This is a genomic window from Aquabacterium sp., from assembly GCF_034003525.1.
GTDB lineage: Bacteria > Pseudomonadota > Gammaproteobacteria > Burkholderiales > Burkholderiaceae_C > Aquabacterium.
Window position 1 is genome coordinate 38,401 of the sequence record NZ_JAVEYN010000015.1, and the last position, 23,803, is coordinate 62,203.

Below are 23,803 nucleotides of genomic sequence, written 5' to 3' on the forward strand. Positions count from 1 at the left end.
CACCATGATCGGACGCCCCGCTTCCCACACCATCGACGGGCCTGCCGGCCTGCTCGAAGTCGTCATCGAAGAGCCCGCGCGCGCGCCCGTGGGTCTGGCGGTGATCGCCCACCCGCACCCGCTGCAGGGCGGCACCATGGACAACAAGGTCGTGCACACCCTGTGCCGGGCCTTTGTGCTGGCCGGCTGGCGCGCGGTGCGCTTCAACTTCCGGGGCGTGGGCCAGTCGGAAGGGGGGTGGGACGAAGGTCGTGGCGAGACCACCGACCTGCTCACTGTGATCGCCCACCACCTCACCGACCCGGCGCTCAACGGCTTGCCGCTGGCGCTGGCGGGCTTCTCGTTCGGCGGCTATGTCGCGGCCCAGGCCCATGCCCGCCTGAGCGAAGCGGCGGCCAACCGGCCCGAGCTGGTGGCGCCCAAGCAACTGGTGCTCATCAGCCCGGCCACCTCCCGCTACGAGGTGCCCGAGGTGCCTGCCCACACCCTGGTGGTGGAAGGCGAGCAGGATGACGTGGTGCCGCTCGCCAGCATCCTCGACTGGGCGCGCCCACAAGGCCTGCCGGTCACCGTGGTGCCGGGCACCGGCCACTTCTTCCATGGCAAGTTGACGGTGTTGCGTGAGGTTGTCCTGCGGCACCTGCGCGCGGCGGCGGTCTGACTTGCATTGTGGGCCAGCGGCCCCATCTGTGGACCACATGATCTCTTCCCTTCTTCACTGGCGCACAGCCCGGGCGGCTCGGTCCGGCTGGCGCCGTGCCGGGGGTCTGGTGCTGGCGGCCTTCGCGCTGGGCTGGGGCGCGCTGTCGGGTGCCCACGCGCAAGCGCCGTCCCAGTCGTCGGCCTCGGTGGCCGCGGGCTTCAGCGAGCCGCCGCCGGGCATGCCGCTGCCGCCCGAGATTGCCGCCCGCGGTTTCATCCTGCATGACCTTGGCAGTCAGCAGACCTTGGCCTTGCGCCAACCTGATCAGGCGGTGCCCCCCGCCTCGCTCACCAAGCTGATGACCGCTTACCTGGTGTACCAGGCCGTGGACGCCGGTCAGCTCCGCTTGGAAGACCCCTTGCCCGTTTCCGAGCGTGCCTGGCAAGCGGCCATCGGCAGTGGGACGCGGGCCCTGGCCGCCGCAGGCGCTCGCCTCACGGTGGCCGAGCTGTTGCAGGGCATGGCCGTGCTGGGCGCCAACGATGCGGCCGTGGCACTGGCCGAAGGCGTCGCGGGCTCGGTGGACGATTTCGTGGCGCGCATGAACCGCCAGGCCCAGGTGTTCGGCCTGAAGGCTACGCAGTTTCGCAACCCCGACGGGCGGGCGGTCAGCGGACAAGCCAGCACGCCGCGCGAGCTCACCTGGATCGCCGTGCGCCTGCTCACCGACTACCCGCAGGCTCTGAGCCACTACCGCCAGCCGGCGCTGACCCTGGGCGGCGTGAGGCAGGCCAGCACCAACCTGCTGCTGCTGCGCGACCCCAGTGTGGACGGCCTGCAGGTGGCCTATGCCGATCGCCTCGGCTACGCCATGGCGGCCACCTCGCGCCGCCCGGCCGGGGGGAGCGAGCGCCGCCTGGTGGCGGTGGTCGTCGGCACCGCCTCGGCGCAGGCGCGCGCCACCGAAACCCAGAAGCTCCTCAATTGGGGCTACAGTGCGTTCGACGTGGTCCGGCTGTTTGCCGCCGGCCAGGCCGTCAGCACGGCGCCGGTGTGGAAGGGCAGGGCCCGCACCGTGCCGCTGGGGCGCACCCAGCCCATCCTGGTGGCCGTCCCCAAAGGGCAGGCCGCCCGCATCCAGACCACCCTGACCCGCCAGGACCCCTTGCTGGCGCCGCTGGCCCAGGGGCAGACCGTGGGCGAGCTGCGCATCAGCCTGGGCAACCAGCCCTGGCAGACGCTGCCGCTGCAGGCGCTCGAAGCCGTGCCCAGCGCCGGCTGGCTGGGGCGCGCCTGGGACGCCATCCGCCTGGGCATCCAATGAAAGACATGGCCATGAACCAACCCGTCAACCCCATCATCCCGCCCGAGCAGTCGCTCATCGAGTACCCCTGCCCTTTTCCCATCAAGGTGATGGGGCCGCACCTCGAAGACTTTGTCGAATCCGTGGTGGCCCTCATCGTCCAGCATGACCCCAGCTTTGACGTACAGGCCCTGGAGCGTCGCCCCAGCAGCACCGGCAAGTACGTGGGCCTGACCGTCACGGTCACCGCCACCAGCCGCGAGCATCTGGACAACATCTACCGCGCCCTGACCAGCCACCCGCAGGTCAAGTACGTGCTGTGACCCCTGGGTGAGGGCAAGCGGACAAAGCCGCTGCCCCTGCCGCATACAATGTTTGCGCCCCTGCCGTTGCGCCTCGATGGTGCCGCGGCCTTTTGTTTGAAGGAACGATTGTGTTGATTTCTGAAGCCATTGCCCAAACCGCCGCTCCGGCAGCCAGCGCCTCCGGCGGTCTGATGAGCATGTTGCCCCTCGTGCTGATGTTCGTGGTGCTGTATTTCGTGATGATCCGGCCGCAGATGAAGCGCCAGAAGGAAACCCGCGCCATGCTCGAAGCCCTGGCCAAGGGGGACGAAGTGGTGACCCAGGGTGGCGTCATCGGCAAGATCACCAAGCTGGGCGACGCCTTCGTCAGCATCGAAGTAGCCAATGGTGTCGAGTTGCAACTGCAGCGCGCGGCGATCATCCAGGTCCTGCCTAAGGGCACCTACAAGTAAGTCACTGTCCGTGCTGTCGAGGATCCTATGAACCGCTACCCCTGGTGGAAGTACCTGATCATTGCCGTGGCCCTGCTCATCGGCTTGGTCTACAGCCTGCCCAATGTGTTTGGGGAGGCCCCCGCCGTTCAGCTCTCCAGTGGCAAGGCCACCCTCAAGCTGGACGCCTCCGCCGTGGAGCGTGTGCGCACGGTGCTCCAGGAGGCAGGCGTGGAGGCCGACTTCGTCGAGCTCGACGGCACCTCCGTGCGGGCGCGCTTCAAGGACACCGACAGCCAGCTGAAGGCGCGCGACGCCTTGAGCCGCGCCTTCAACCCCGATGCCCAGGACCCGAGCTACATCGTGGCGCTGAACTTGGTGTCGCGCTCGCCCCAGTGGCTGCGCAGTCTCCACGCCCAGCCCATGTACCTGGGTCTGGACCTGCGTGGCGGTGTGCACTTCCTGATGCAGGTCGACATGAAGGCTGCGCTCACGCAAAAGCTCGACAGCCTCAGCACCGACATGCGCACCCTGCTGCGCGACAAGGACATCCGCCACAGCGGCATCCGGCGTGAGGCCTCCAGCCTGATCGTGCGCTTCCGCGACGACGCGGCCCGCCAGGCGGCGCGAGGCGTGCTGCAAAGCAGCCTGGCCGACGTGGTCTGGGTGGACGGCACCGACACCGGAGGCTCGGGCGACCGCACCCTGGTCGGTACCCTCAAGCCCGCTTCCGAGCGCGCCATTCAGGAGCAGGCGCTCAAGCAGAACATCACCACCTTGCACAACCGGATCAACGAACTCGGCGTGGCCGAACCCGTGATCCAGCAGCAAGGCATCGACCGCGTGGTCGTGCAGTTGCCTGGCGTGCAGGACACGGCCAAGGCCAAGGACATCATCGGCCGCACCGCCACGCTGGAAGTGCGCATGGTCAACGACAGCGTCGAGGCCCAGGCCGCGCAAGCCGGCGGCCCGGTGCCTTTCGGCTACGAGCGCTACATGGAACGTGGCGGCCTGCCCATCATCGTCAAGCGCGAGGTGGTGCTGACCGGTGACAATCTCACCGATGCCCAGCCCGGCTTCGACGAGAACCAGGAAGCCGCCGTGCACCTGACGCTCGACGCCCGTGGTGCCCGCATCTTCAAGGACGTCACGCGCGAGAACATCGGCAAGCGCATGGCCATCATCCTCTTCGAAAAGGGCAAGGGCGAGGTCGTGACCGCCCCGGTGATCCGTGGCGAGATCGGTGGTGGCCGCGTGCAGATCTCGGGCCGCATGAGCACCGAAGAGGCTGCCGACACCGCGCTGCTGCTGCGCGCCGGCTCGCTGGCGGCGCCCATGGAGATCATCGAAGAGCGCACCGTGGGCCCCAGCCTGGGCGCTGACAACATCGCGCAGGGCTTCAACAGCCTGATTTATGGCTTTGCGGCCATCGCGGTATTCATGGTCCTGTACTACATGCTGTTTGGCGTGTTCTCCACCATCGCGCTCACGGTCAACCTGCTGCTGCTGGTGGCGGTGCTGTCGATGCTGCAGGCCACGTTGACGTTGCCCGGCATCGCCGCCATCGCCCTGACCCTGGGCATGGCCATCGACGCCAACGTGCTGATCAACGAGCGCGTGCGTGAAGAGCTGCGCAACGGCTCGGCGCCGCAGTCGGCCATCCATGCCGGTTACGAAAACGCCTGGGCCACGATTCTCGACTCCAACATCACCACCTTGATCGCAGGTCTGGCTCTGCTGGCCTTCGGTTCGGGCCCGGTGCGCGGCTTTGCCGTGGTGCACTGCCTGGGCATCCTCACCTCGATGTTCTCGGCTGTGTTCTTCTCGCGTGGCCTGGTCAACCTCTGGTATGGCCGTCAGAAGAAGCTCAAGGGCGTGTCCATCGGGCAGGTCTGGAAGCCCCAGGAATAAGCACAGGGAACCCCCATCATGGAATTTTTCCGCATCAAGCGTGACATCCCGTTCATGCGCCACGCGTTGGTTTTCAACGCGATCTCCTTCCTGACCTTCGCCGTCGCGGTCTTCTTCATCGTGACCCGTGGCCTGCACCTGTCCATTGAGTTCACGGGCGGTTCGGTCATCGAAACTCGTTATGCCCAAACGGCGGACGTGGCCAAGGTGCGCGCCACCGTCGAGGCGCTGAACTACGGTGAGGTGCAGGCACAGAACTTCGGCACCTCGCGGGATGTGCTGATCCGCCTGCCCCTGCGTGGCGAGATGAAGCAGACCGAAGTGGTCGCCAACGTGTTCGGCGCCTTGTGCAAGGCCGAAGGCGGGCAGATCAGCGCGGTCGAGACCGACGGCAAGGGCCCATCCCAGATCTGCCAGGCCGCCAATGGCGAGCAGCCGCTGACGCTGCAGCGCAGCGAGTTCGTGGGCCCGCAGGTCGGTGAGGAGTTGGTGCACGACGGCCTGATGGCGCTGGGCGCCACCATCGTCGGCATCATGATCTACTTGGCGGTGCGCTTCGAGTGGAAGTTCGCCGTCGCGGGCATCATCGCCAACCTGCATGACGTGGTCATCATCCTGGGCTTTTTTGCCTTCTTCCAGTGGGAGTTCTCGCTGTCGGTGCTGGCCGCGGTGCTGGCGGTGCTGGGTTACTCGGTCAACGAATCGGTGGTGATTTTTGACCGGATCCGCGAAGCCTTCCGCAAGTTTCGCAAGCTGAGTACCTCCGAGGTGATCGACCATGCCATCACCAGCACGACCAGCCGCACCATCATCACCCACGGTTCCACCCAGATGATGGTGGTGGCCATGCTGATCTTCGGCGGCCCCACGCTGCACTACTTTGCTCTGGCCCTGACCATTGGCATCCTGTTCGGGATCTACTCCTCGGTCTTCGTGGCCGCGGCCATCGCGATGTGGCTGGGCGTCAAGCGCGAGGACCTGGTCACGGCGTCGAAGAAAGACGTCGACCCCAACGATCCGAACGCCGGCGCGGTGGTGTAGAGTCCAAATTCGTCCTCCCTCTGAAGCAGCCTCATGAGTTTTGGTCCCCACCGAGCGCTGGCCCTGACGGCCCGTCTCAGCTTCCTCGAAGCCCTGATCAAAGGGGTGGAGGCGGTGGTGCACGGCTGCGTGGAAGGGGCGCGTCAGGCGGCCGCCGAGCCGCAAACCGACCCGGCGGTCTACCAGCGCAAGCGTGATCTGGCGCTGGAGCTCATGCGCTTGCAGTCTGCGTGGCTGGCGGCGCTGGAGCGTCCGCTGCACGACGCCCTGCGCGACCTGCGGGTGGGGCGCTCGGTGGGCGTGCGCGCGGCCTTGGGGCCGGCCAACAAGACCGACATTCCTCTGAGCCTGCTCGATGACAGCGATGTCGAGCGGGACTTGGCCGTGGCGCGTCTGGCGCAGATGATCGGCGACCACAACGGCTCGGAGTTCTCGGACCTCAACGCCCGGCTGCAGGCCGTGGGTGGCCCGGTGTCCGTGAGCGCGTCCGGGCCGGTTGATGTCCTGATGCCCCACTGGGTCGCGCGCGTCCTGGTGGACGCCTGGCTGGACGTGGGGCTGAGCCTGGACCATTGGGTCGAGGTCAAGGCCATCTTGCAGCACGAGGTGGCCCCCTGGACCCAGGAGGCCTACCACCACGTCAACGGGGTGCTGCTGGAGCATGGGGTGCGCCCCGAGATCGACTTGCGCCCCTTCATTCGGCGAGCCAAGGATGTGGGCGTGACCCAGCCGGCCCCGCTTGCACCTTCGGGCGGCGCCCATGGTGCGCCGTCGACCGGCTCGGGCGCCTCCGGTGCGGGCGCGCTGCGCGGCAACAGTGGGCTGCAGCCCCTGGGGGCGGCTTACGAAGAGACGCGCATGCTCACGCAAACGCCGGGGATGGCGCGCGGCGCTGCGAAGGCGCAGAACGTGCTCGACAAGCTCACCCAGGTGGTGGCGCGCCAGGTGCCCGGCTTCGAGCCCACGGCGGCGCGGCCGCCGCTGGGTGGCGCAGCCGGGCCGGCACTGTCGGCGGGGCTGGGCCAAGCCATCCAGTCCGTGGGCGAGACCTTGCGCCGCCAGGTGGGGGTGGAGGCCGCGGTCAACCCGGCCGAGGCCCTGCAGACCCTGCAGCACAGCAAGCAGGCGCTCAAGGAAGCGGCCAGCACCCCCAACGAGCGCGCCATCATCGAGATCGTGGCGCTGCTGTTCCAGGCTATCCTGACCGAAGAGCGGCTGCCCGCCAGCATCCGGGTGTGGTTTGCCCGTCTGCAGATGCCGGTGCTGCGCGTGGCCATGGGTGAGCCTGATTTCTTTGCCACGACCAGTCACCCGGCGCGCATCCTGATCGACCGCATGGGCTCGTGTGTGATGGGCTTTGTGGGCGGGGTGGCCGAAGACGCCGACGACGCGCTGCACAAGGAAATCCGCCGCATCGTGCAGGTCATCGAAGCCTACCCCGACACGGGCCGGCGCGTCTTCCAGACCGTGTTGACCGAGTTCGAACGCTTCCTGGAAACCTATTTTCGCGAAGAAAACCAGGCCAGTCGCCGGGGCGTGTCGCTGGCCCAGCAGGTCGAGCAGCGCGAAACCTGCGCGATCCAGTACACCATCGAGTTGCGCAAGATGCTCGATGGCGTGCCGGTGCACGACGGGGTGCGTGAGTTCATGTTCCATGTCTGGGCCGACGTGCTGGCGCACAGTGCCGTGGTCAATGGCCCGACCCACGAGGCCACCAAGGCCTTGCAGCGGGCGGCGGCCGACCTGATCTGGTCGGCGAGCGCCAAGACCTCCCGCGACGAGCGGGCCGAGGTGCTGCGCCGTCTGCCCAATCTGCTCAAGGCGATCCGGGAGGGCATGGCCCGCTCGGGGCTGCCGCTGGACAAGCAGGACGAGCACATCAAGGCGCTGAATGCGGCGCTGGCGGCCGCTTTCTCGGCGCGCTCGGCCGCAATCTCGGCGTCTCACCTTCAGGCCCTCACCGAGCGCCTGGAAGCGCTGGGCGATGTCTTGCCCGACCTCTCCAAGGTCGAGCTCGATGAGGCCACCCTGCGCGATCTGTCCGGGCATGAAAGCGATGCCCTGGAAGTGGTGGCCGAAGGCGGCACCATGCCCACGCCGGCCATGCTGGCCTGGGCGCGCGAGCTGCAGGTCGGGGCATGGTTCGAGCTCGACTACCGCGGCAAGCAGGAGTCGGTGCAGCTGGCCTGGTCGGGCCTGCGTCAGCAGTTGCTGCTGTTTGTCACGCCGGCCGGCCGTGGCATCCTGTTCCAGCTCCATCGCCTGGCCGCCTTCCTGCAGGCCGGTTTGCTGGTGCCGCAGGAAGAAGAGTCGCTGACCACCCGCGCCACCCGCGCGGCGCTGGCCAAGATCGACGCCGATCCGACGCGCCTGCTCAACTGAGTGACGTCGCGCCGTCCGGGTGCCCGCCCTGGTGCCACGACGCTGGCGGCTCAGCCGCGCTTCAGCGCAGGCCGTTCAGCAGGGCCTCGAAGTCGCTCTCCTTGAGCGGACGACCCAGGTGGTAGCCCTGGGCCTCGTCGCAGCCGTGGTCGCGCAAGAAGGTGGCCTGCTCGGCGGTTTCCACACCTTCGGCCACGATGCCTACCTCCAGGCGGTGCCCCATCGCGATCAGGGCGGCCACCAAGCGGCTGTCGCCATGGGACTGGGGGACACCCGCCAGGAAGCTGCGGTCGAGCTTGAAGCGGTCCACGGGCAGCTCGCGCAGGTAGGCAAAGCTGGAGTAACCGACCCCGAAATCGTCGATGGCAATGCCCACGCCCAGGGCTCGCAACTGGCGCAGCACATCGGCGGCGCGCAGGGATTCGCGCACCACCACGCTCTCGGTGATCTCCAACTCCAGGGCCGTGGGGTGCAGGCCGGTGTCTCGCAGGACCTGTGAGACGGTGTCCACGATGTCCAGGCGGTCGAGTTGCACGGCCGAGAGGTTGACCGCGATGCGCAGTGGCACCCCGGAGTCCTGTCGCCAGCGGTGGGCGATGGTGCAGGCCTCGCGCAGCACCCATTCTCCGATCGACACGATCAGGCCGGACTCTTCGGCCAGCGGGATGAAATCGGAGGGCGGGATCAGGCGGCCCTGGTGTTCCCAGCGCAGCAGCGCTTCGGCCCCTGTGATGCGGCCACTGACGCAATCGAACTGAGGCTGGAAATGCAGGCGCAACTCGTTGCGCTCTAGCGCGTGGTAGAGCTCGTTTTCCAGCAGCAGGGTGTCGGGCGAGGGCGAGGCCATGCGATCGCTGTAGACCTGGATGCGGTTGCGGCCATCGCTCTTGGCCTGGTACATCGCCAGGTCGGCGTGACGCATCAGCGTGACCGGGTCGGTGCCGTGCTGAGGGTACAGCGCCAGACCGATGCTGGGGGTCACGCGCAGCTCATGTTCGCCAATCTGCACCGGGGCGTTGAACACTTCGTGCACCTTGGCCGCCACCAGCTCGCCGTCGGACTGGGCCTGGATGCGCGGCAGTAGCACCACGAACTCGTCACCGCCCAGGCGGGCCACGATGTCGGAGGTGCGCATGGCCGCGCGCAGGCGGCGCGAGATCTCGATCAGGACGGCGTCGCCGATGTGGTGGCCCAGGCTGTCGTTGATTTTCTTGAAGCGGTCGAGGTCGATGAACATCATCGCCATGTGACCCTGCTCACGCTGCGCAATGTTCAGGCAGGCCTTGAGCTGTTCCTGCAGCATGTTGCGGTTGGGCAGCGAGGTCAGCGCGTCGTGCAGCGCCATGTGCTGCAGCTGGTGCTCGGCCTCGTGGCGCGCGGTCACGTCGTGTGCCATCAGCAGGTAGCCGGTGCGCGCCCCGTACTCGTTGCTCAGCTCGGTCACCAGGATCTCGGCCATGAGGCTTGTGCCATCGCTGCGCACCATGCGCCATTCGGTGGGCAATCCGGGGGCCTCGCGCGCCAGGTGAGCCACGACGTCGAGGTCGCTCACCGGCAGGTTCAGGCGCAACGCCAGCAGGTGCGCGCGTTCGGCCACTTGCGTGGGCTCGAAAAAGCGCTGCGTGGTGCTGCGCCCGACCAGGTCCTGGGCGGCGCAGCCCAGCAAGCGTTCGCCCGCCGGATTCACGGTCTGGAAGGTACCCTGGACGTTGAGTACGAACACGGCGTAGGGGGCGTTGTGGACGATGATGCGGCGCATCTCGTCAACTTCATTGAGCTGGCGCTGGGCGGCGAGGATGGCCCGTTCGGTGGCGTCCTGGGTGCTCAGGTCGCGCAGCATGCACAGGTGCTGCGCCTGGCCTTGCCAGTCCATGGCGTTGACCGACAGGCCCAGCGGAAAGAGCTGGCCGTTGGCCCGGCGGCCTTCAGTGCGGCGCCCCACGCCGTCGAGCCCCATGTGCTGCAGCCGCAGGAAGGTCTCGAGGTCCTGGCGGGTGCCGTTGGCGGCCGCGCCGGGCAGCAGCTTGCTCAGATGGGCGTGGCGCAGCTCCTCTTCGGTGTAGCCAAAGATGCGGCACACCGCCTGGTTCACGCCGAGGATGTCGCCCGTGGTCGACACGGTGAGGATGCCCTCGTCGGTGTGGTCGAGCACGGCGCGCAGGCGCGCTTCACTGTCGAGGGCCTTCTGGTGCAGGGCATCGGCCAGGCCGGCTGATTGCCGGTGACGCTGCGCCCACAGGCGCAGCAGCCACCACAGGATCACGGAACCGGCCGCACCGCTCACGAGCAAGGCGCTGGCAAACGATTGCAGGGGGGTGCCATCCGGGGCGCTGACTTGCCACCAGGCCGCCACGCTGAGCAACACGCCGCCGGCCAGCACGAACCAGGCGCTGAGATGCAGCCTGCGTGCTTCCTGTTCGGTTCTCGTGATCTCGGTCTGCATCCAGTGGGTTCCTGCCAATCACATCAGCTTACATTCAGAGAACGTCAAGCGTCAGTGGGCAGCAGCGAGGAAACCACAAGTAATGCAGCTTTGATACAAATTGACACAAGAAACAAGGGGTAACCGACCCTGGTTTTGTGACAACGGTCACGAACGGCGCGCCATCTCCATCAGGCGGGCAATCCGCTCTTCGGTGGCGGGGTGGGTGGAGAACAGGCCGCGCAGACCCCCGCCCGACAGCGGGTTCATGATCATCATCTGGGCCGTTTCCGGGTGGGCTTCGGCCGCGTGCAGCGGGATGCCCTGGGCATAGCGGTGGATCTTGTCGAGCGCGCTGGCCAAGGCGGCCGGGTCGCCGCTGATCTCGGCGCCGCCGCGGTCGGCTTCGAATTCGCGGGCGCGGCTGATGGCCATCTGGATCACGCTGGCGGCCAGCGGGGCCAAGATGGCGACGGCGATGCCGGCGATCGGGTTGGTGGGGCGACCTTCCTCGTCACGGCCACCGAAGAACATGGCAAAGTTGGCCAGCATCGAGATGGCGCCGGCCATGGTGGCGCTGATGGTGCTGATCAGGATGTCGCGGTGTTTGACGTGGGCAAGTTCGTGCGCCATCACGCCGCGCAGTTCGCGCTCGGTCAGCACATTGACGATGCCGGTGGTGGCTGCCACGGCGGCATGGTCGGGGCTGCGGCCGGTGGCAAAGGCGTTGGGCGCTTGCTCGTCGATCAGGTAGACCTTGGGCATCGGGATCTGGGCACGCTGGGCCAGCTCGCGCACCATGGCGTAGAAGCGCGGCGCGGAGGTCTCGTCCACCTCGCGGGCGTTGTACATCTTCAGCACCATCTTGTCCGAGAACCAGTAGCTGAAGAAGTTCATGCCCAGGGCCACGACCAGCGCGAGCATCATGCCGCTGCGGCCACCGATCATGCCGCCAATGGCCATGAAGAGGGCGGTGATCGCCGCCATCAGGATGGCGGTTTTCATCATGTTGAACATGGTGACGGGTCTCCAGTCTCGATCAGATTGCAGGGGCGTGCGGCAGTCGGCCACACGCCCTGTTTAGATGTGGATCAAACCACGAGGTTCAAGCCAGTTGGGACGGCAAGGCGGTGCTTTGCAAAAATTCACGTGTCCGTACGCGCTTGCCGCCCGGCTTTTGCAGCATGTGCAATGCCAGCGCGCCTTCGCCGCAGGCCACGACCAGGGTGTCGCCGTTCGCCTGCAGCACCTGACCGGGCGTGCCGTGTTCGGCCACGGCCTGGGCGGCCCACACCTTGATCGTCTCCGGGCCTTTGTCACCGTTCAGCGTGAAGGTGCAACCAGGGAAAGGGTCGAAGGCGCGCACCCGGCGTTCGATCACGTCTGCCGGCAGCGCCCAGTCGATGGCGGCCTCGGCCTTTTCGATCTTGTGGGCGTAGTTCACCCCAGCTTCGGGCTGCGGGGTGCGGGTCAGTCCGCCGCAGGCAGCCATCTCCAGCGCTTCGACGACCAGGCGCCCGCCCAGGCTGGCGAGGCGATCGTGCAGCACCGCGGTGGTGTCATCGGCTCGGATGGCCTCGCGCTCGATCAGCAGCATGTCGCCGGTGTCCAGGCCCGCATCCATCTGCATGATGGTGATGCCGGTTTCCGCGTCACCCGCTTCGATGGCACGGTGGATGGGGGCGGCGCCGCGCCAGCGCGGCAGCAGTGAGCCGTGAATGTTGAGGCAGCCCAGGCGGGGCAGGTCCAGCGTCCACTGCGGCAGGATCAGGCCGTAGGCGGCCACCACCATCACGTCGGGGGCAGCGGCCAGCAGGGCGTCGCGGGCGGCCGCGGCTTCGTCGGGGTACTTGCCGTCCAGGCGCAGGCTGTGGGGCTGGCTCACCGCGATGCCGTGCTGCTGCGCCAGTTGCTTGACGGGCGAGGCCTGCAGTTTCATGCCGCGACCAGCCGGGCGGTCCGGCTGGGTCAGCACGAGGGGCACGTCGAAGCCGGCGGCCAGAATGGCGGCCAGGGCTTCACGGGCAAACTCTGGCGTGCCCGCGAACGCCACTTTCATGCGCGCGGTCATCAGGCGCCTTGCTCGTCGCGCTGGCGCTTGACCAGCTTGGTCTTGATGCGGTTGCGCTTGAGCGGCGAGAGGTATTCGACGAACACCTTGCCAGCGAGGTGGTCGAGCTCGTGCTGCACGCACACGGCCAGCAGCTCTTCGCCTTCGAACTCGTAGGTCTCGCCGTCGCGGTTGAGGGCGCGCACGCGCACCTTGGCGTGGCGGTCCACCTTGTCATAGATGGTGGGCACGGACAGGCAGCCTTCTTCCCACACGATCATCTCGTCGCTGGCCCAGATGATTTCCGGGTTGATCAGCACCAGCGGGTCGTTGCGCTCTTCGCTGGTGTCGATCACGACCACACGCTCGTGCACATTGATCTGGGTGGCGGCCAGGCCCACGCCCTTGGCCTCGTACATGGTCTCCAGCATGTCGTCGACCAGCTGGCGGATGCGCGCGTCCACCTGTGCCACGGGTTTGGCCACCGTGTGCAGGCGGGGATCGGGGTATTGGAGGATGGGCAGCAGAGCCATGGCAGAAACGGACGTCAACAGAAATTGTGGATGGATCGCAACGACGCGGGGCGCCAGTCGCGGGGGCCTGCAGGTAACCCCGGGCAATTCTCATTGCGACGGCGGAGGATTTGCGGGCAGAATCAGGCGATCATTGACCAGATTTTGCCGAAACTCGGGTATCCGTGCACGGAAAATGCCCTTCGGCAGGTAATTGGAGACTGTTTTCATGACCCAGCGATCGCTGTACCAAGGGCCCGCAAGCGTGTTGCGTGCTGTGCGCGTCCCCCGAGCCTTGAGCCTGGCGCTCTGGACCGCACTGGGTCTGACGATGGTGGGGCAGGCGCAGGCCTTCCCCAACTACCCGATCACGCCCCAGCAAAAGGCCACGGCCCAGAAGGTGGCCGAGGCGGGCGTGCCGCTGTCCGAGTTGGCGCCCAACGCGCCCGACTCCTACACCGTCAAGCGTGGCGACACGCTGTGGGATATTTCGAAGCTGTTCCTCAAGTCGCCCTGGCGCTGGCCGGAACTGTGGGGCATGAATCTGCAGCAAATCCGCAATCCCCACCTGATTTTCCCGGGACAGTATCTGTACCTGGACAAGAGCAATGGCCGTGCTCGCCTGCGTGTGGGCCAGCCGGTGGGGGGCGATGCGAAACTCTCGCCGCGTGTGCGCGAGGGCTCGCTGATCGACGCGATCACGACCGTGCCGCTGCACCTGATCGAGCCGTATTTCAACGAGGCCGTCATTTTTGACAACAGCGACGAGTTGCTGAACGCCCCCCGCGTGGTGGCCACCCAGGAGGGCCGCGTGCTGCTGTCGCGCAACGAAACCGCCTATGTGCGCGGCGACGTGGGCGATCGGCGCGACTGGCGCCTGTTCCGCCAGCCCAAGCCGCTGCGCGACCCGGGCACCAACGAGGTGCTGGGCTACGAGGCACAGTACGTGGGCACGGTCTCGGTCACCCGCGAGGGCACCGAGGGCACGGGCGCCGATGGCAACACCACCGTCATTCCGTCCAGCGTCACCGTCACCAGCATCCGTCAAGAGGCCGGGGTGGGTGACCGCCTGGCACCGGTGCCGCCGCGTGACTTCGACAACCTGGTGCCGCACGCGCCCAGCCAGCCGATGACCGGCCAGATCGTGTCCATCTATGGCGAAGCGATCACTGCAGGCCAGAACCAGATCGTGGCACTCAACCGTGGCAGCCAGGACGGCATCGAGCGCGGCCATGTGATGGCGCTGTGGCACGACGGTCGCGTGATTCGCGACACGACGTCGGAGAGCCGCGAGCAGATCAAGCTGCCCGACGAGCGTCATGGCCTGCTGTTCGTCTTCCGCGTTTTCAACCGCATGTCCTACGCGCTGATCCTGTCGGCGCAGGAACCGGTCAAGCGCGGCGACCGCTTCACGCAGCCCTAATCTGATTCAACGCCCCGATCGGGGCGATCACAGGGTCGCTCAAGACCCTGGCGAGGCACCTGCCGAATGGACAGGGCCTTGCCCAGCGCCGGGTGGCATTGCGTTGCAGGACGCGGTGGCCCGGCGTTGTCACATGCAGAAAGAACATCATGGAGAGGGAAGAGTTGCGCGCCTGGCTGCGGCTGGTGCTGACGCCCCACGTCGGTCCGGTGACCGCGCGGGCCTTGTTGCGCAGCCTGGGCTCGCCCCAGGCGGTGTGGGAGGCAGGCCCGCAGGCTTGGGCGCGCCTGGTCTCGGCGCGCGAGGCGGCGTCGCTGGCGCAGATCCCGCCGGATCTGGAGGCGCAGTGCGCGGCCACCTCGGCGTGGCTGGACGCTGTGCCGGCGGCGCCCGATGGCGAGGGCGGGCGTCACCTGCTCACCTTGGCCGACCCACGTTACCCGTCGCGCTTGCTGGATGTGGCCAATCCTCCCTTGCTCTTGTTTGCGCAGGGTCGCTTGAGCCTGTTGCAAGCCCCCTCGGTGGCCGTGGTGGGCAGCCGTCATCCCACCGCGCAGGGGGCCGACAACGCGCGCGCCTTTGCCCGCGCCCTCAGTGAGGCCGGGGTGACGGTGATTTCGGGTCTGGCGCGTGGCGTGGACGCGGCCGCGCATGAGGGGGCGCTGGCGGGCGCCCCACTGCGAGGTGCCCAGGCGAGGGGTGCCCCGGGTGCGGTGGGTAGCACGATCGCAGTCGTGGGCACGGGGCTGGACCAGGTCTATCCCAAGGGCCATGCGCCCTTGCTGCGTCGCATTGCCGAGCAGGGACTGGTGCTGGGCGAGTTCCTGCTGGGCACGGGGCCGCTGCCCTCCAATTTCCCCAAGCGCAACCGCCTGGTGGCGGCGCTGTCGCAGGGCTCCCTGGTGGTGGAGGCGGCGGTGCAGTCGGGCTCGCTGATCACGGCGCGGCTGGCGCTGGAGATGGGACGCGAGGTGCTGGCCATCCCGGGCTCGATCCATTCGCCGCAGTCGCGAGGCTGCCACGCGCTCATCCGCCAGGGCGCCAAACTGGTCGAGACTGCCCAGGATGTGCTCGAAGAGTTGCGCCTGCAGGCCGCGGGTGTCAGCGCCACGCCCGCACAGGGCGAGTTGGCCCTGTGCGAGGCGGCCGACGACGCCGCGCCCACCGACCCGGTGCTGGCGGCCATGGGCTACGACCCGGTCAGCCAGGAGGCGCTGTCCGCCCGCACCGGGTGGGGGCCGGCCGAGCTGGGCGCCCGCTTGCTGGAGCTGGAGTTGATGGGGCAGGTGGCGCGGCTGCCGGGGCAGCTGTTCCAGCGGGTGGCTGCAGCCTGAGCGAGAGCCGGGGCTCCCTGGGGCGGTGGGCACGGCAGCACCTGGCCGCGTGCAGGGCGACATCCGCCTTGCGATAATGCGCGGGTGACGATCATCCAGAACCTGGGCCTGGTGCCCTACGAGCCCACGATGGCGGCCATGCAGGCCTTCACCGAGCAGCGCACGGCCGACACGCCCGACGAGATCTGGGTGTGCCAGCACACGCCGGTGTTCACTCAAGGGCTGGCCGGCAAGGCCGACCATGTGCTGTTCAACCCCGAAGGGCCCGACCACATCCCGGTGGTGCAGACCAACCGGGGCGGGCAGGTGACGTATCACGGGCCGGGGCAGATCGTGGCCTATCCCCTGCTGGACCTGCGCCGCTGCGGCTATTTCGTCAAGGAATACGTCTACCGCCTGGAAGAGGCGGTGATCCGCACCCTGATGCACGTGGGCGTGACCGGGCACCGTGTCGCGGGCGCGCCGGGCATCTATGTGCGCCTGAGCGACCCGTTTGCCCATGCGGCGCTGAGCACGCCCGCGCACCCCGATGACCCGTTTCGCGGCCTGGGCAAGGTCGCGGCGCTGGGCATCAAGGTCAGCCGCCATTGCACCTACCACGGCGTTTCGCTCAACGTGGCGATGGACTTGAGCCCGTTCCGGCGCATCAACCCCTGCGGCTACGCGGGCTTGGCCACGGTGGACTTGGCCTCGCTGGGCGTGCAGATCGATCCGTGGGAGATCGCGGCGGTCTTGGCGGCTCAATTGGACGCGCGTCTGGCCCCTTGAGGGCGTCCTGCTTGCGTCCTCTTTGACCTCAATCGCCCCGGCAAAAGGGCAGATCGGCTAAAGTGAGGGATTGGCCGTGCTACCCGCGGCGGCCTGTGTCAGCCGCGGTCGCCTATCCGGCGGCCGTGCCCACCTAGAAATCGCGCCATGACCACTGAACGCACCTCTGCCACTCCGGCTGCCGAGCAGCCCGTCGCCTACGACCCCACGGCCAAGCAAAAGGCCCAGGCCAAGACGGCCCGCATCCCCATCAAGGTGGTGCCGGCGGGCGAGGTGCTCAAGAAGCCCGACTGGATCCGCGTCAAGGCCGGTTCGCCCAGCACGCGCTTTTACGAAATCAAAAACATCCTGCGCGAGCACAAGTTGCACACCGTGTGCGAAGAGGCGTCCTGCCCGAACATCGGTGAGTGTTTTGGCCACGGCACGGCCACGTTCATGATCATGGGCGACAAGTGCACGCGCCGCTGCCCCTTCTGCGACGTGGGTCACGGCCGTCCCGACCCGCTGGACGTCAACGAGCCGGCCAACCTGGCCAAGACGATTGCGGCGCTCAAGCTCAAGTACGTGGTGATCACCTCGGTGGACCGCGACGACCTGCGCGACGGGGGCGCGGGGCACTTTGTCGAGTGCATCCGCCAGATCCGTGAGCAGTCGCCCGCTACCCGCATCGAGATTCTGGTGCCGGATTTCCGCGGGCGCGATGACCGCGCGCTGGAAATCCTCAAGGCCGCACCGCCCGATGTGATGAACCACAACCTGGAAACCGCGCCGCGCCTGTACAAGGAAGCGCGCCCGGGCTCCGACTACCAGTTCAGCCTGAACCTGCTCAAGAAGTTCAAGGCGCTGTTCCCGCACATTCCCACCAAGAGCGGCATCATGGTGGGCCTGGGTGAGACCGACGAAGAGATCCTGCAGGTCATGCGCGACATGCGTGCGCACGACATCGACATGATCACCATTGGTCAGTACCTGGCGCCGTCCGGCCACCACCTGCCGGTGCGCCGTTACGTGCACCCCGATACCTTCAAGATGTTCGAAGCCGAAGCCCGCCAGATGGGCTTCACCCACGCGGCCGTGGGCGCGATGGTGCGCAGTTCGTACCACGCCGACCAGCAGGCCATGGGCGCTGGCGTGACAGGGACCGGCGCCGTCTGAGCCCGCGTCCGGCCAGGGGCTGGGCGACCGGGCGCACTCACCCGCTGCAAGGCGGGGAGGGGGGGACCATGAGCGCAAGCCAACGGATGGAACGCGACGCGATGGGCGAGATCGCGGTGCCTGCTGAGGCCCTGTGGGGCGCACAGACCCAGCGCTCGCTCGCGCACTTTGCGATCTCGACCGAGCGCATGCCCGATGCGCTGTTGATGGCGTTGGCCCGCATCAAGCGCGCCTCCGCGCGCGTCAACGCCGAGTTGGGCCTGCTGGACGCGCCAATGGCGGACGCCATCGTGCAAGCGGCCGACGAGGTGCTGGCCGGTGCCCACCCGACGGCCTTTCCGCTGTCGGTCTGGCAAACGGGCTCAGGCACCCAAACCAACATGAACCTCAACGAGGTGCTGGCCAACCGCGCCTCGGAGTTGATGGGGGGCGTGCGCGGGCCAGGGCGGCGGGTGCACCCCAATGACCACGTCAACCTGGGGCAGTCGTCCAACGACATCTTCCCGACGGCGATGCATGTGGCCGCCTGCGAGGGCCTGAGTGGCGCCGTGTTGCCCGCGCTGGAGGGACTGCTCACCACCTTGACGGCGCAGGCACAGGCCTGGGCGGACATCGTCAAGATCGGCCGCACCCATTTGCAGGACGCCACGCCCCTGACGCTGGGGCAGGAGGTCTCGGGGTGGGCGGCTCAGCTGGCTCATGCGCGCCAAGCCATCTGGCAGAGCCTGCCGCCGCTGTGCGAGCTGGCGGTGGGGGGCACGGCCGTGGGCACGGGTTTGAACACGCATCCGGCGTTCGGGGCGCAAGTGGCGCGCCGGCTGGCTGATGAGACCGGGTTGCCCTTCCAGGTGGCCCCCAATCGCTTTGCCGCGCTGGCCGCGCACGATGCTCTGGTGAGTGCGCACGGGGCGCTCAAGACGCTGGCGGTGGCGCTCATGAAAATCGCCAACGATGTGCGCTGGCTGGCGTCCGGTCCGCGCTGTGGTCTGGGGGAGTTGCGTTTGCCGGAGAACGAGCCGGGCAGCTCGATCATGCCGGGCAAGGTCAACCCCACGCAATGCGAGGCCCTGACGATGCTGTGTGCCCAGGTCATCGGCAACGATGTGGCACTCAGCGTGGGCGGGGCCGCGGGCCAGTTCGAGCTCAATGTGTTCAAGCCCCTGATCGCGCACAACTTCCTGCAAAGCGTGCGCCTGCTGGCCGATGGCATGCGCAGCTTTGAACACCATTGCGTGCGGGGCATCGAGCCGGACCGGGCCCGCATCGCCAGCCTGATGGCGCAGTCGCTCATGCTGGTGACGGCGTTGAATCCGCACATCGGTTACGACAGCGCGGCCCGCATCGCCAAGCACGCGCACGCCCAGGGCTGCTCGCTGCGCGAAGCCGCGCTGGCGCTGGGCCTGCTCACGGGTGAGCAGTTCGACGCGTGGGTCAGGCCCGACCAGATGGTGTGAGGGCCGGGCGGAAGGTCAGGCGCTTCAGCTGAACAGCGCCAGGATGCGCTGCCACAGCTTCTTGAAGAAGCCGGCTTCTTCGACGGGCTCCAGCGCCACCAGGGCCTGCTCACCCTGCGGCTGGCCGTCCAGTGTCACGAGGATCTTGCCCAGCACGTCGCCCTTGGCGATCGGCGCGGTGATCTCGGGGTTCAACTGCACTTCGGTCTTGACCTGCGCGGCCTGGCCGCGCGGCACCGTCATCACGACATCTTGCAGCGGCCCAATGTTGACCTGGTCCACCTTGCCGAAACGCACCGGCACGCTTTGCACCGTGGCGCCGCCCTGCACGGGGCGGATGTTCTCGTAGCTGGCAAAACCCCAGTTGAACAGGGCACGGGTCTGGTCGGCGCGCGCCTGCATGCTGTTGGCACCCATCACCACCGAGATCAGGCGCTGGCCATTGCGCTTGGACGAGGCGGTGAGGCAAAAGCCCGCCTCGTTGGTGTGACCGGTCTTCAGGCCATCGACGGTCGGGTCGGTGTAGAGCAGGGCGTTGCGGTTGCCTTGCTTGATGCCGTTGTAGGTGAACTCCCTCTCGGCATAGATGCCGTAGTACTCGGAGCTGTCGTGGATGATGGCGCGCGCCAGGATGGCGAGGTCGCGGGCCGAGGCCTTGTGCGACGGATCGGGCAGGCCGGTGGCGTTCATGAAGTTCGTGTTCTTCATGCCCAGGCGCTTGGCCTCGTTGTTCATCATCGAGGCAAAGGCCGGTTCGTTGCCGGCCAGGTGCTCGGCCACGGCTTTGGACGCGTCGTTGCCTGACTGCACGATGATGCCGCGCAGCATGTCGAGCACCGAGGCGGAGCCGTTCAGCGGCAGGTACATGCAGGACTCGGCGCTGGTGCCGCGGCACCAGGCGTACTCGCTGACCTGCACCATGTCGGTCGGCTTGAGACGGCCCGACTTCAGCGCCTGCTCGACGATGTAGCTGGTCATCATCTTGGTCATCGACGCCGGGGGCAGTGGCACATCGGCATTGGACTCGGCCAGCACGCGGCCGGAGTCGAAGTCCATCACGATGTAGGCCTTGTTCTCCAGCGTGGGCGGTGGTGCCACGGGGGCGGCTTGAGCGGAGGCGCTCAGGAAGCCGGAACACAGCGCCAGAGTGGCAAGCGGACGAAGGGACAGGCGCGAGAGAAGGGGCGAGAACAGGGTCATGGGATCGGTCCGGGCAGTCATGCCGCGTGCAGCGGCCAAAAGACCATTGTCGCAAAACTGACCCGCTCAAGCGCCGGTTGAGTCCCCAGAACCGACCCTGATGGCAGGGTTTCACACGTCTTTACACGTGGACAAGGTATTCGCGTACTGGATCAGGGCCTTGAACATGGCCAGGTTGTTGCGCAGCAGGTCTTCCATCGGCGTCTTGCAGCGGTCGATCACCCATTGGGTCGCCAGTCGCGTGCAGGCACCCACCAGGGCGCTGGCCAGCAGGCGTTGATCCAGCCCATGGCGATCAAGGTGGGGGAACAGCTGCTGCATGAAGCCGGTGATCAGGTGGGCGAAGTCTTGCGTGGCCTGGTCCGTCACGGTGGTCATGCCTTCTCCCACGGTGGGGGCATCGATCAGCGCGACGCGGGCGCGGCGCGGGTCGTCGCGCACGAAGGTGAGGAAGGTGCGCAGCGCGGCTTCGGCCAACTTGTCGGGCTCGGGCTGGCATTGCGCCAGGGCCAGGATGGTGGCCTGCATCAGCTCGCGGTTGACGGCGATGTAAACAGCGCGGAACAGCGCCTCCATGCTGTCAAAGGATTCGTAGAAGTAGCGTGAGGTCAGCTGGGCCTGGCCGCACACATCGCGCACGGTCGAGTGGTGATAGCCCTGGTCTCCAAAGACCACCAGCCCGGCTTCGATCAGTTTGGACTGACGTTGGCGCTGGCGCTCCTGGGGGTCCACCCCCCCGTAGCGCCGCCCCGTGGCCCCCGCAGTGGAGGGGGGCGCAGGGTTTTCCCGATTTTTGGAAACAGTCATTGTCAAATAGTATTTTTGAAACCGATCGTTGTCAAATGCCTCGCGAGTGGCCTCCCTGCATTCAACACACCGCATCTTGCCCCACCCGCGCAGCGGTGCCAATGTGTGGTGTGCCGTGTTGGCAGATGTGCCCTCCACTTGAGGGGCGCCTCACAACGTGAAACCCACCTTCTCATAACCCAGAGAGACCGATGAAAGACTTCCGAAACAAAGTGGCTGCCATCACGGGCGCAGCGTCGGGCATGGGCCGCACCCTGGCGGTGCAATTGGCGCAGCGTGGCTGTCATCTGGCTTTGAGCGATGTCAACGAAGCCGGCCTGGCGGAAACCGCCCAACTGGTGCGCCAACATGGCGTGACGGTGACCACCGTCCGCGTGAATGTGGCCGACCGCGAGGCGATGAACGCCTGGGCCGATCAGGTGGTGCGCGACCACGGCAAGGTCAACCTGATCTTCAACAACGCCGGCGTGGCCCTGGGGGCCTTTCTGGAGACGGTCAAGCCCGAGGATTTCGAGTGGATCATGGGCATCAACTTCTGGGGCGTGGTGTGGGGTACCCAGGCCTTCCTGCCGCACATCAAGCGTGCCGGCGAGGGGCATGTCATCAACACCTCCAGCCTGTTCGGTCTGCTGGCGCTGCCCACCCAGGGTACCTACAACGCCAGCAAGTTCGCGGTGCGTGGCTTCACCGAAGCCCTGCGCCAGGAGTTGGACCTGGAAAAATGCGGCGTGAGCGCCACCTGCGTGCACCCGGGGGGCATCCGCACCAACATTGCCCGCGATGCCAAGATGGACCATAGCATCGAAGCGCGCACGGGCAGCAGCGCCCAAGCCGCCAAGGCACGCTTTGACAAGCTGCTCAACACCACCACCGCCGAGAGCGCCGCGCGCCAGATCCTCAAGGCCGTGGAGCGCAACCAGCGCCGTGTGCTGGTGGGCCCGGACGCCAAGTTCCTCGACACGGTGGTGCGACTGCTCGGTGGCTGGTACCAACCGCTGACCACGCACTTTGCCAAGAAGGGCATGCTCGGTTGAGCACGCTGACCTGATGCCATTGTCGGAGCCCCCCATGACCACGGCAACCCTTGCTGCCTCCTCTCAGGACGAACTCCTTCGCTCAGCTGGTGTGGTGCGCCAATATGCGCCGCCGCAAGGTGCGCGTGAGGCCGCTGTGGCCGCACTGATGCGCGGTGCGCTGCGGGTGAGCCTCAGGCCCTTTCTGGGGCCGCCCTGGCCCTTTGCCGTGCAGCGTGCGGCCTTGGCCATCGGCTCCAGCCTGATGCCGCAAGATGGACGCGCCCAGGTCAAGGCGGATCGGATTGCGCACATCCCCGTGGAGCGCATCGTGCCCCGCTCGGCCGTGCGCGCGCCGCACGCCATCTTGTACATGCACGGTGGCGCCTTCGTGGCGGGCAGCCCGCGCACGCACCGCAGCATCACGCGGCGCCTGTCCGCCCTGACCGGGGCCGAGGTGCTGGTGCCGCATTACCGCCTGGCGCCCGAGCACCCGTTTCCCGCGCAGATCGAAGACGGTGTCACTGTCTACCGGCAACTGCTGGCCGACGGCTACCCTGCGGATCGCATCGCGATTGCTGGTGACTCGGCGGGCGGGCATCTGACCTTGATGGTGACCGTGGCCTTGCGCGAGGCAGGCCTGCCCCTGCCTGCGGCCATGGTGATGATGTCGCCGGCCTTCAGCCTGCAACCCTTGCCCAACACCACGGCGTACGAGCGTGAACCACGCGACCCGATGATCCGCCAGGCCTGGGGCCAGGACGTGGAGCGGGCCCTGCGCGTGCCGCACGAGCACCGATGGGCTGACCCCCTGCAGCAGGACTTGCGTGGCTTGCCGCCCGCCCTGTTGCAGGTGGGTGAGGACGAGGTGCTGTTCGACAACGCGACCTGGTACAACGAGGCGGCCACGCGCGCTGGCTCACACAGTGAGCTGGAGATCTACCTGAAGCGCTGGCATGTGTTCCAGGCTCATGCCGGGCTGATGCCGAGCGCGGATCAAGCTTTGGCACGCCAGGCGGAATTTTTGCAGCGTTGCTGGCGGCGTTGAGCAGACGCCGCCCTTCGGCGGACTTCAGCCCAGGGGCTTGATGTCGAAGGCCGCGAAATGATTGGCCAGGTGCATGGCGTGCGCGAGCTCGTACTCGACCTTGCTCAGCCGGCCGTAGGCGAAGTGGGGCTGCAAGGGGCCCGTGTGGCGATGGAAGTCGTCAATGGCCTGATGTAGTGCGGCCAGAGCGGCGTGCGGGTCAGCCTGAGGGTTCAGAGTCGGCGCGCCGGGTATCGGCTCGCTGAGGTCGTGGCTCATCTGACCGCGCCAGGCGAACACTTGAAATGCCGCACTGCCCACCGTGCGTTGAAAGAGTTCGGACTTGGCCTGTGGATACCCGGTCAAGGCAAAGCGGATGCTTTGAGTGCAGTGGGTGAGGGTGGCGGGCCAGGTCCAGGTGGCGGTTTGTGTGCGATCAGCCAAAGAGGCCAGGCGGTCCAGTTCGTGTTGGGCTTCGGACAGGGTGGCGAAGCGCACATCGCGCAGGCGTGTGGCTGACTGGCAGCCTGCCGTGCCGAGGGAGCAGAGGGCTACGGGCGGCGCAACGACTATGGCCAGAAAGCGTCGGCGTGGCAGAGGGAGCGGTGCCATATGCATACGA

At 67.2% G+C, this 23,803-nt stretch carries 21 protein-coding genes; 14 read left to right on the forward strand and 7 right to left on the reverse strand.

Annotated features, from left to right (window positions below; translation table 11 throughout):
- The first annotated feature begins 4 nt into the window (after positions 1 to 4).
- From RBT42_RS10315 to RBT42_RS10345, 7 genes are all read left to right on the forward strand, one after another.
- Positions 5 to 661 (forward strand): alpha/beta hydrolase, encoded by a 657-nt coding sequence (locus tag RBT42_RS10315; RefSeq protein ID WP_320364789.1) that lies wholly within the window; start codon positions 5 to 7, stop codon positions 659 to 661.
- 37 nt (positions 662 to 698) lie between these two features.
- A complete protein-coding gene (locus RBT42_RS10320; protein WP_320364790.1) occupies positions 699 to 1,967 on the forward strand; it encodes a D-alanyl-D-alanine carboxypeptidase family protein in 1,269 nt (422 codons plus the stop codon).
- Between the two features lie 11 nt (positions 1,968 to 1,978).
- On the forward strand, positions 1,979 to 2,269 hold the full coding sequence (locus RBT42_RS10325; protein WP_320364791.1) for a YbeD family protein: 291 nt from the start codon (positions 1,979 to 1,981) through the stop codon (positions 2,267 to 2,269).
- Positions 2,270 to 2,379: 110 nt separating this feature from the next.
- Complete coding sequence (yajC, locus tag RBT42_RS10330) at positions 2,380 to 2,703, forward strand: preprotein translocase subunit YajC (protein WP_320364793.1); 324 nt, start codon at positions 2,380 to 2,382, stop codon at positions 2,701 to 2,703.
- A gap of 27 nt (positions 2,704 to 2,730) precedes the next feature.
- Positions 2,731 to 4,593, forward strand: coding sequence for a protein translocase subunit SecD (secD, locus tag RBT42_RS10335; protein WP_320364795.1), 1,863 nt, complete (start codon positions 2,731 to 2,733; stop codon positions 4,591 to 4,593).
- 18 nt (positions 4,594 to 4,611) lie between these two features.
- Positions 4,612 to 5,634, forward strand: a complete 1,023-nt coding sequence (gene secF / locus RBT42_RS10340) for a protein translocase subunit SecF (protein WP_320364797.1) — start codon at positions 4,612 to 4,614, stop codon at positions 5,632 to 5,634.
- 33 nt (positions 5,635 to 5,667) lie between these two features.
- Positions 5,668 to 8,016 (forward strand): DUF1631 family protein, encoded by a 2,349-nt coding sequence (locus tag RBT42_RS10345; protein WP_320364800.1) that lies wholly within the window; start codon positions 5,668 to 5,670, stop codon positions 8,014 to 8,016.
- A gap of 61 nt (positions 8,017 to 8,077) precedes the next feature.
- Here RBT42_RS10345 and RBT42_RS10350 read toward each other — a convergent pair whose 3' ends face one another.
- The 4 genes from RBT42_RS10350 to def all read right to left on the reverse strand — a co-directional run bounded on the left by RBT42_RS10350 (position 8,078) and on the right by def (position 13,021).
- Entirely contained in the window at positions 8,078 to 10,459 is a 2,382-nt protein-coding gene (locus RBT42_RS10350) for an EAL domain-containing protein (RefSeq protein WP_320364801.1), read from the reverse strand.
- A 147-nt stretch (positions 10,460 to 10,606) separates the two neighbouring features.
- Positions 10,607 to 11,455, reverse strand: coding sequence for a zinc metalloprotease HtpX (gene htpX, locus RBT42_RS10355; protein ID WP_320364803.1), 849 nt, complete (start codon positions 11,453 to 11,455; stop codon positions 10,607 to 10,609).
- An 88-nt stretch (positions 11,456 to 11,543) separates the two neighbouring features.
- Entirely contained in the window at positions 11,544 to 12,497 is a 954-nt protein-coding gene (gene fmt / locus RBT42_RS10360) for a methionyl-tRNA formyltransferase (RefSeq protein ID WP_320364805.1), read from the reverse strand.
- Between the two features lie 11 nt (positions 12,498 to 12,508).
- Complete coding sequence (def, locus tag RBT42_RS10365; protein ID WP_320364808.1) at positions 12,509 to 13,021, reverse strand: peptide deformylase; 513 nt, start codon at positions 13,019 to 13,021, stop codon at positions 12,509 to 12,511.
- 208 nt (positions 13,022 to 13,229) lie between these two features.
- On the opposite strand from def, the gene RBT42_RS10370 reads away from it, so the two are divergent.
- From RBT42_RS10370 to fumC, 5 genes are all read left to right on the forward strand, one after another.
- Positions 13,230 to 14,423: a LysM peptidoglycan-binding domain-containing protein gene (locus RBT42_RS10370; RefSeq protein ID WP_320364810.1), complete on the forward strand. Its 1,194-nt coding sequence runs from the start codon at positions 13,230 to 13,232 to the stop codon at positions 14,421 to 14,423.
- A 149-nt stretch (positions 14,424 to 14,572) separates the two neighbouring features.
- A complete protein-coding gene (dprA, locus tag RBT42_RS10375; protein ID WP_320364812.1) occupies positions 14,573 to 15,757 on the forward strand; it encodes a DNA-processing protein DprA in 1,185 nt (394 codons plus the stop codon).
- Between the two features lie 84 nt (positions 15,758 to 15,841).
- Positions 15,842 to 16,525 (forward strand): lipoyl(octanoyl) transferase LipB, encoded by a 684-nt coding sequence (gene lipB / locus RBT42_RS10380; RefSeq protein ID WP_320364813.1) that lies wholly within the window; start codon positions 15,842 to 15,844, stop codon positions 16,523 to 16,525.
- 147 nt (positions 16,526 to 16,672) lie between these two features.
- Positions 16,673 to 17,680, forward strand: coding sequence for a lipoyl synthase (gene lipA, locus RBT42_RS10385; protein ID WP_320364814.1), 1,008 nt, complete (start codon positions 16,673 to 16,675; stop codon positions 17,678 to 17,680).
- Between the two features lie 68 nt (positions 17,681 to 17,748).
- Positions 17,749 to 19,134, forward strand: a complete 1,386-nt coding sequence (fumC, locus tag RBT42_RS10390) for a class II fumarate hydratase (RefSeq protein WP_320364815.1) — start codon at positions 17,749 to 17,751, stop codon at positions 19,132 to 19,134.
- Positions 19,135 to 19,158: 24 nt separating this feature from the next.
- On the opposite strand, the gene RBT42_RS10395 is transcribed toward fumC, so the two are convergent.
- Positions 19,159 to 20,334 (reverse strand): D-alanyl-D-alanine carboxypeptidase family protein, encoded by a 1,176-nt coding sequence (locus tag RBT42_RS10395; RefSeq protein ID WP_320364816.1) that lies wholly within the window; start codon positions 20,332 to 20,334, stop codon positions 19,159 to 19,161.
- A 111-nt stretch (positions 20,335 to 20,445) separates the two neighbouring features.
- Positions 20,446 to 21,141, reverse strand: coding sequence for a TetR/AcrR family transcriptional regulator (locus RBT42_RS10400; RefSeq protein WP_320364818.1), 696 nt, complete (start codon positions 21,139 to 21,141; stop codon positions 20,446 to 20,448).
- 191 nt (positions 21,142 to 21,332) lie between these two features.
- Here RBT42_RS10400 and RBT42_RS10405 point away from each other — a divergent pair, with 191 nt between their 5' ends.
- Positions 21,333 to 22,175, forward strand: coding sequence for an SDR family NAD(P)-dependent oxidoreductase (locus RBT42_RS10405; RefSeq protein ID WP_320364819.1), 843 nt, complete (start codon positions 21,333 to 21,335; stop codon positions 22,173 to 22,175).
- 34 nt (positions 22,176 to 22,209) lie between these two features.
- Complete coding sequence (locus RBT42_RS10410; RefSeq protein WP_320364820.1) at positions 22,210 to 23,202, forward strand: alpha/beta hydrolase; 993 nt, start codon at positions 22,210 to 22,212, stop codon at positions 23,200 to 23,202.
- A 24-nt stretch (positions 23,203 to 23,226) separates the two neighbouring features.
- On the opposite strand, the gene RBT42_RS10415 is transcribed toward RBT42_RS10410, so the two are convergent.
- The gene (locus RBT42_RS10415; RefSeq protein ID WP_320364821.1) at positions 23,227 to 23,793 is read right to left on the reverse strand and encodes a DUF1569 domain-containing protein; all 567 of its coding nucleotides are present in this window, start codon (positions 23,791 to 23,793) and stop codon (positions 23,227 to 23,229) included.
- Between the last annotated feature and the right edge of the window lie 10 nt (positions 23,794 to 23,803).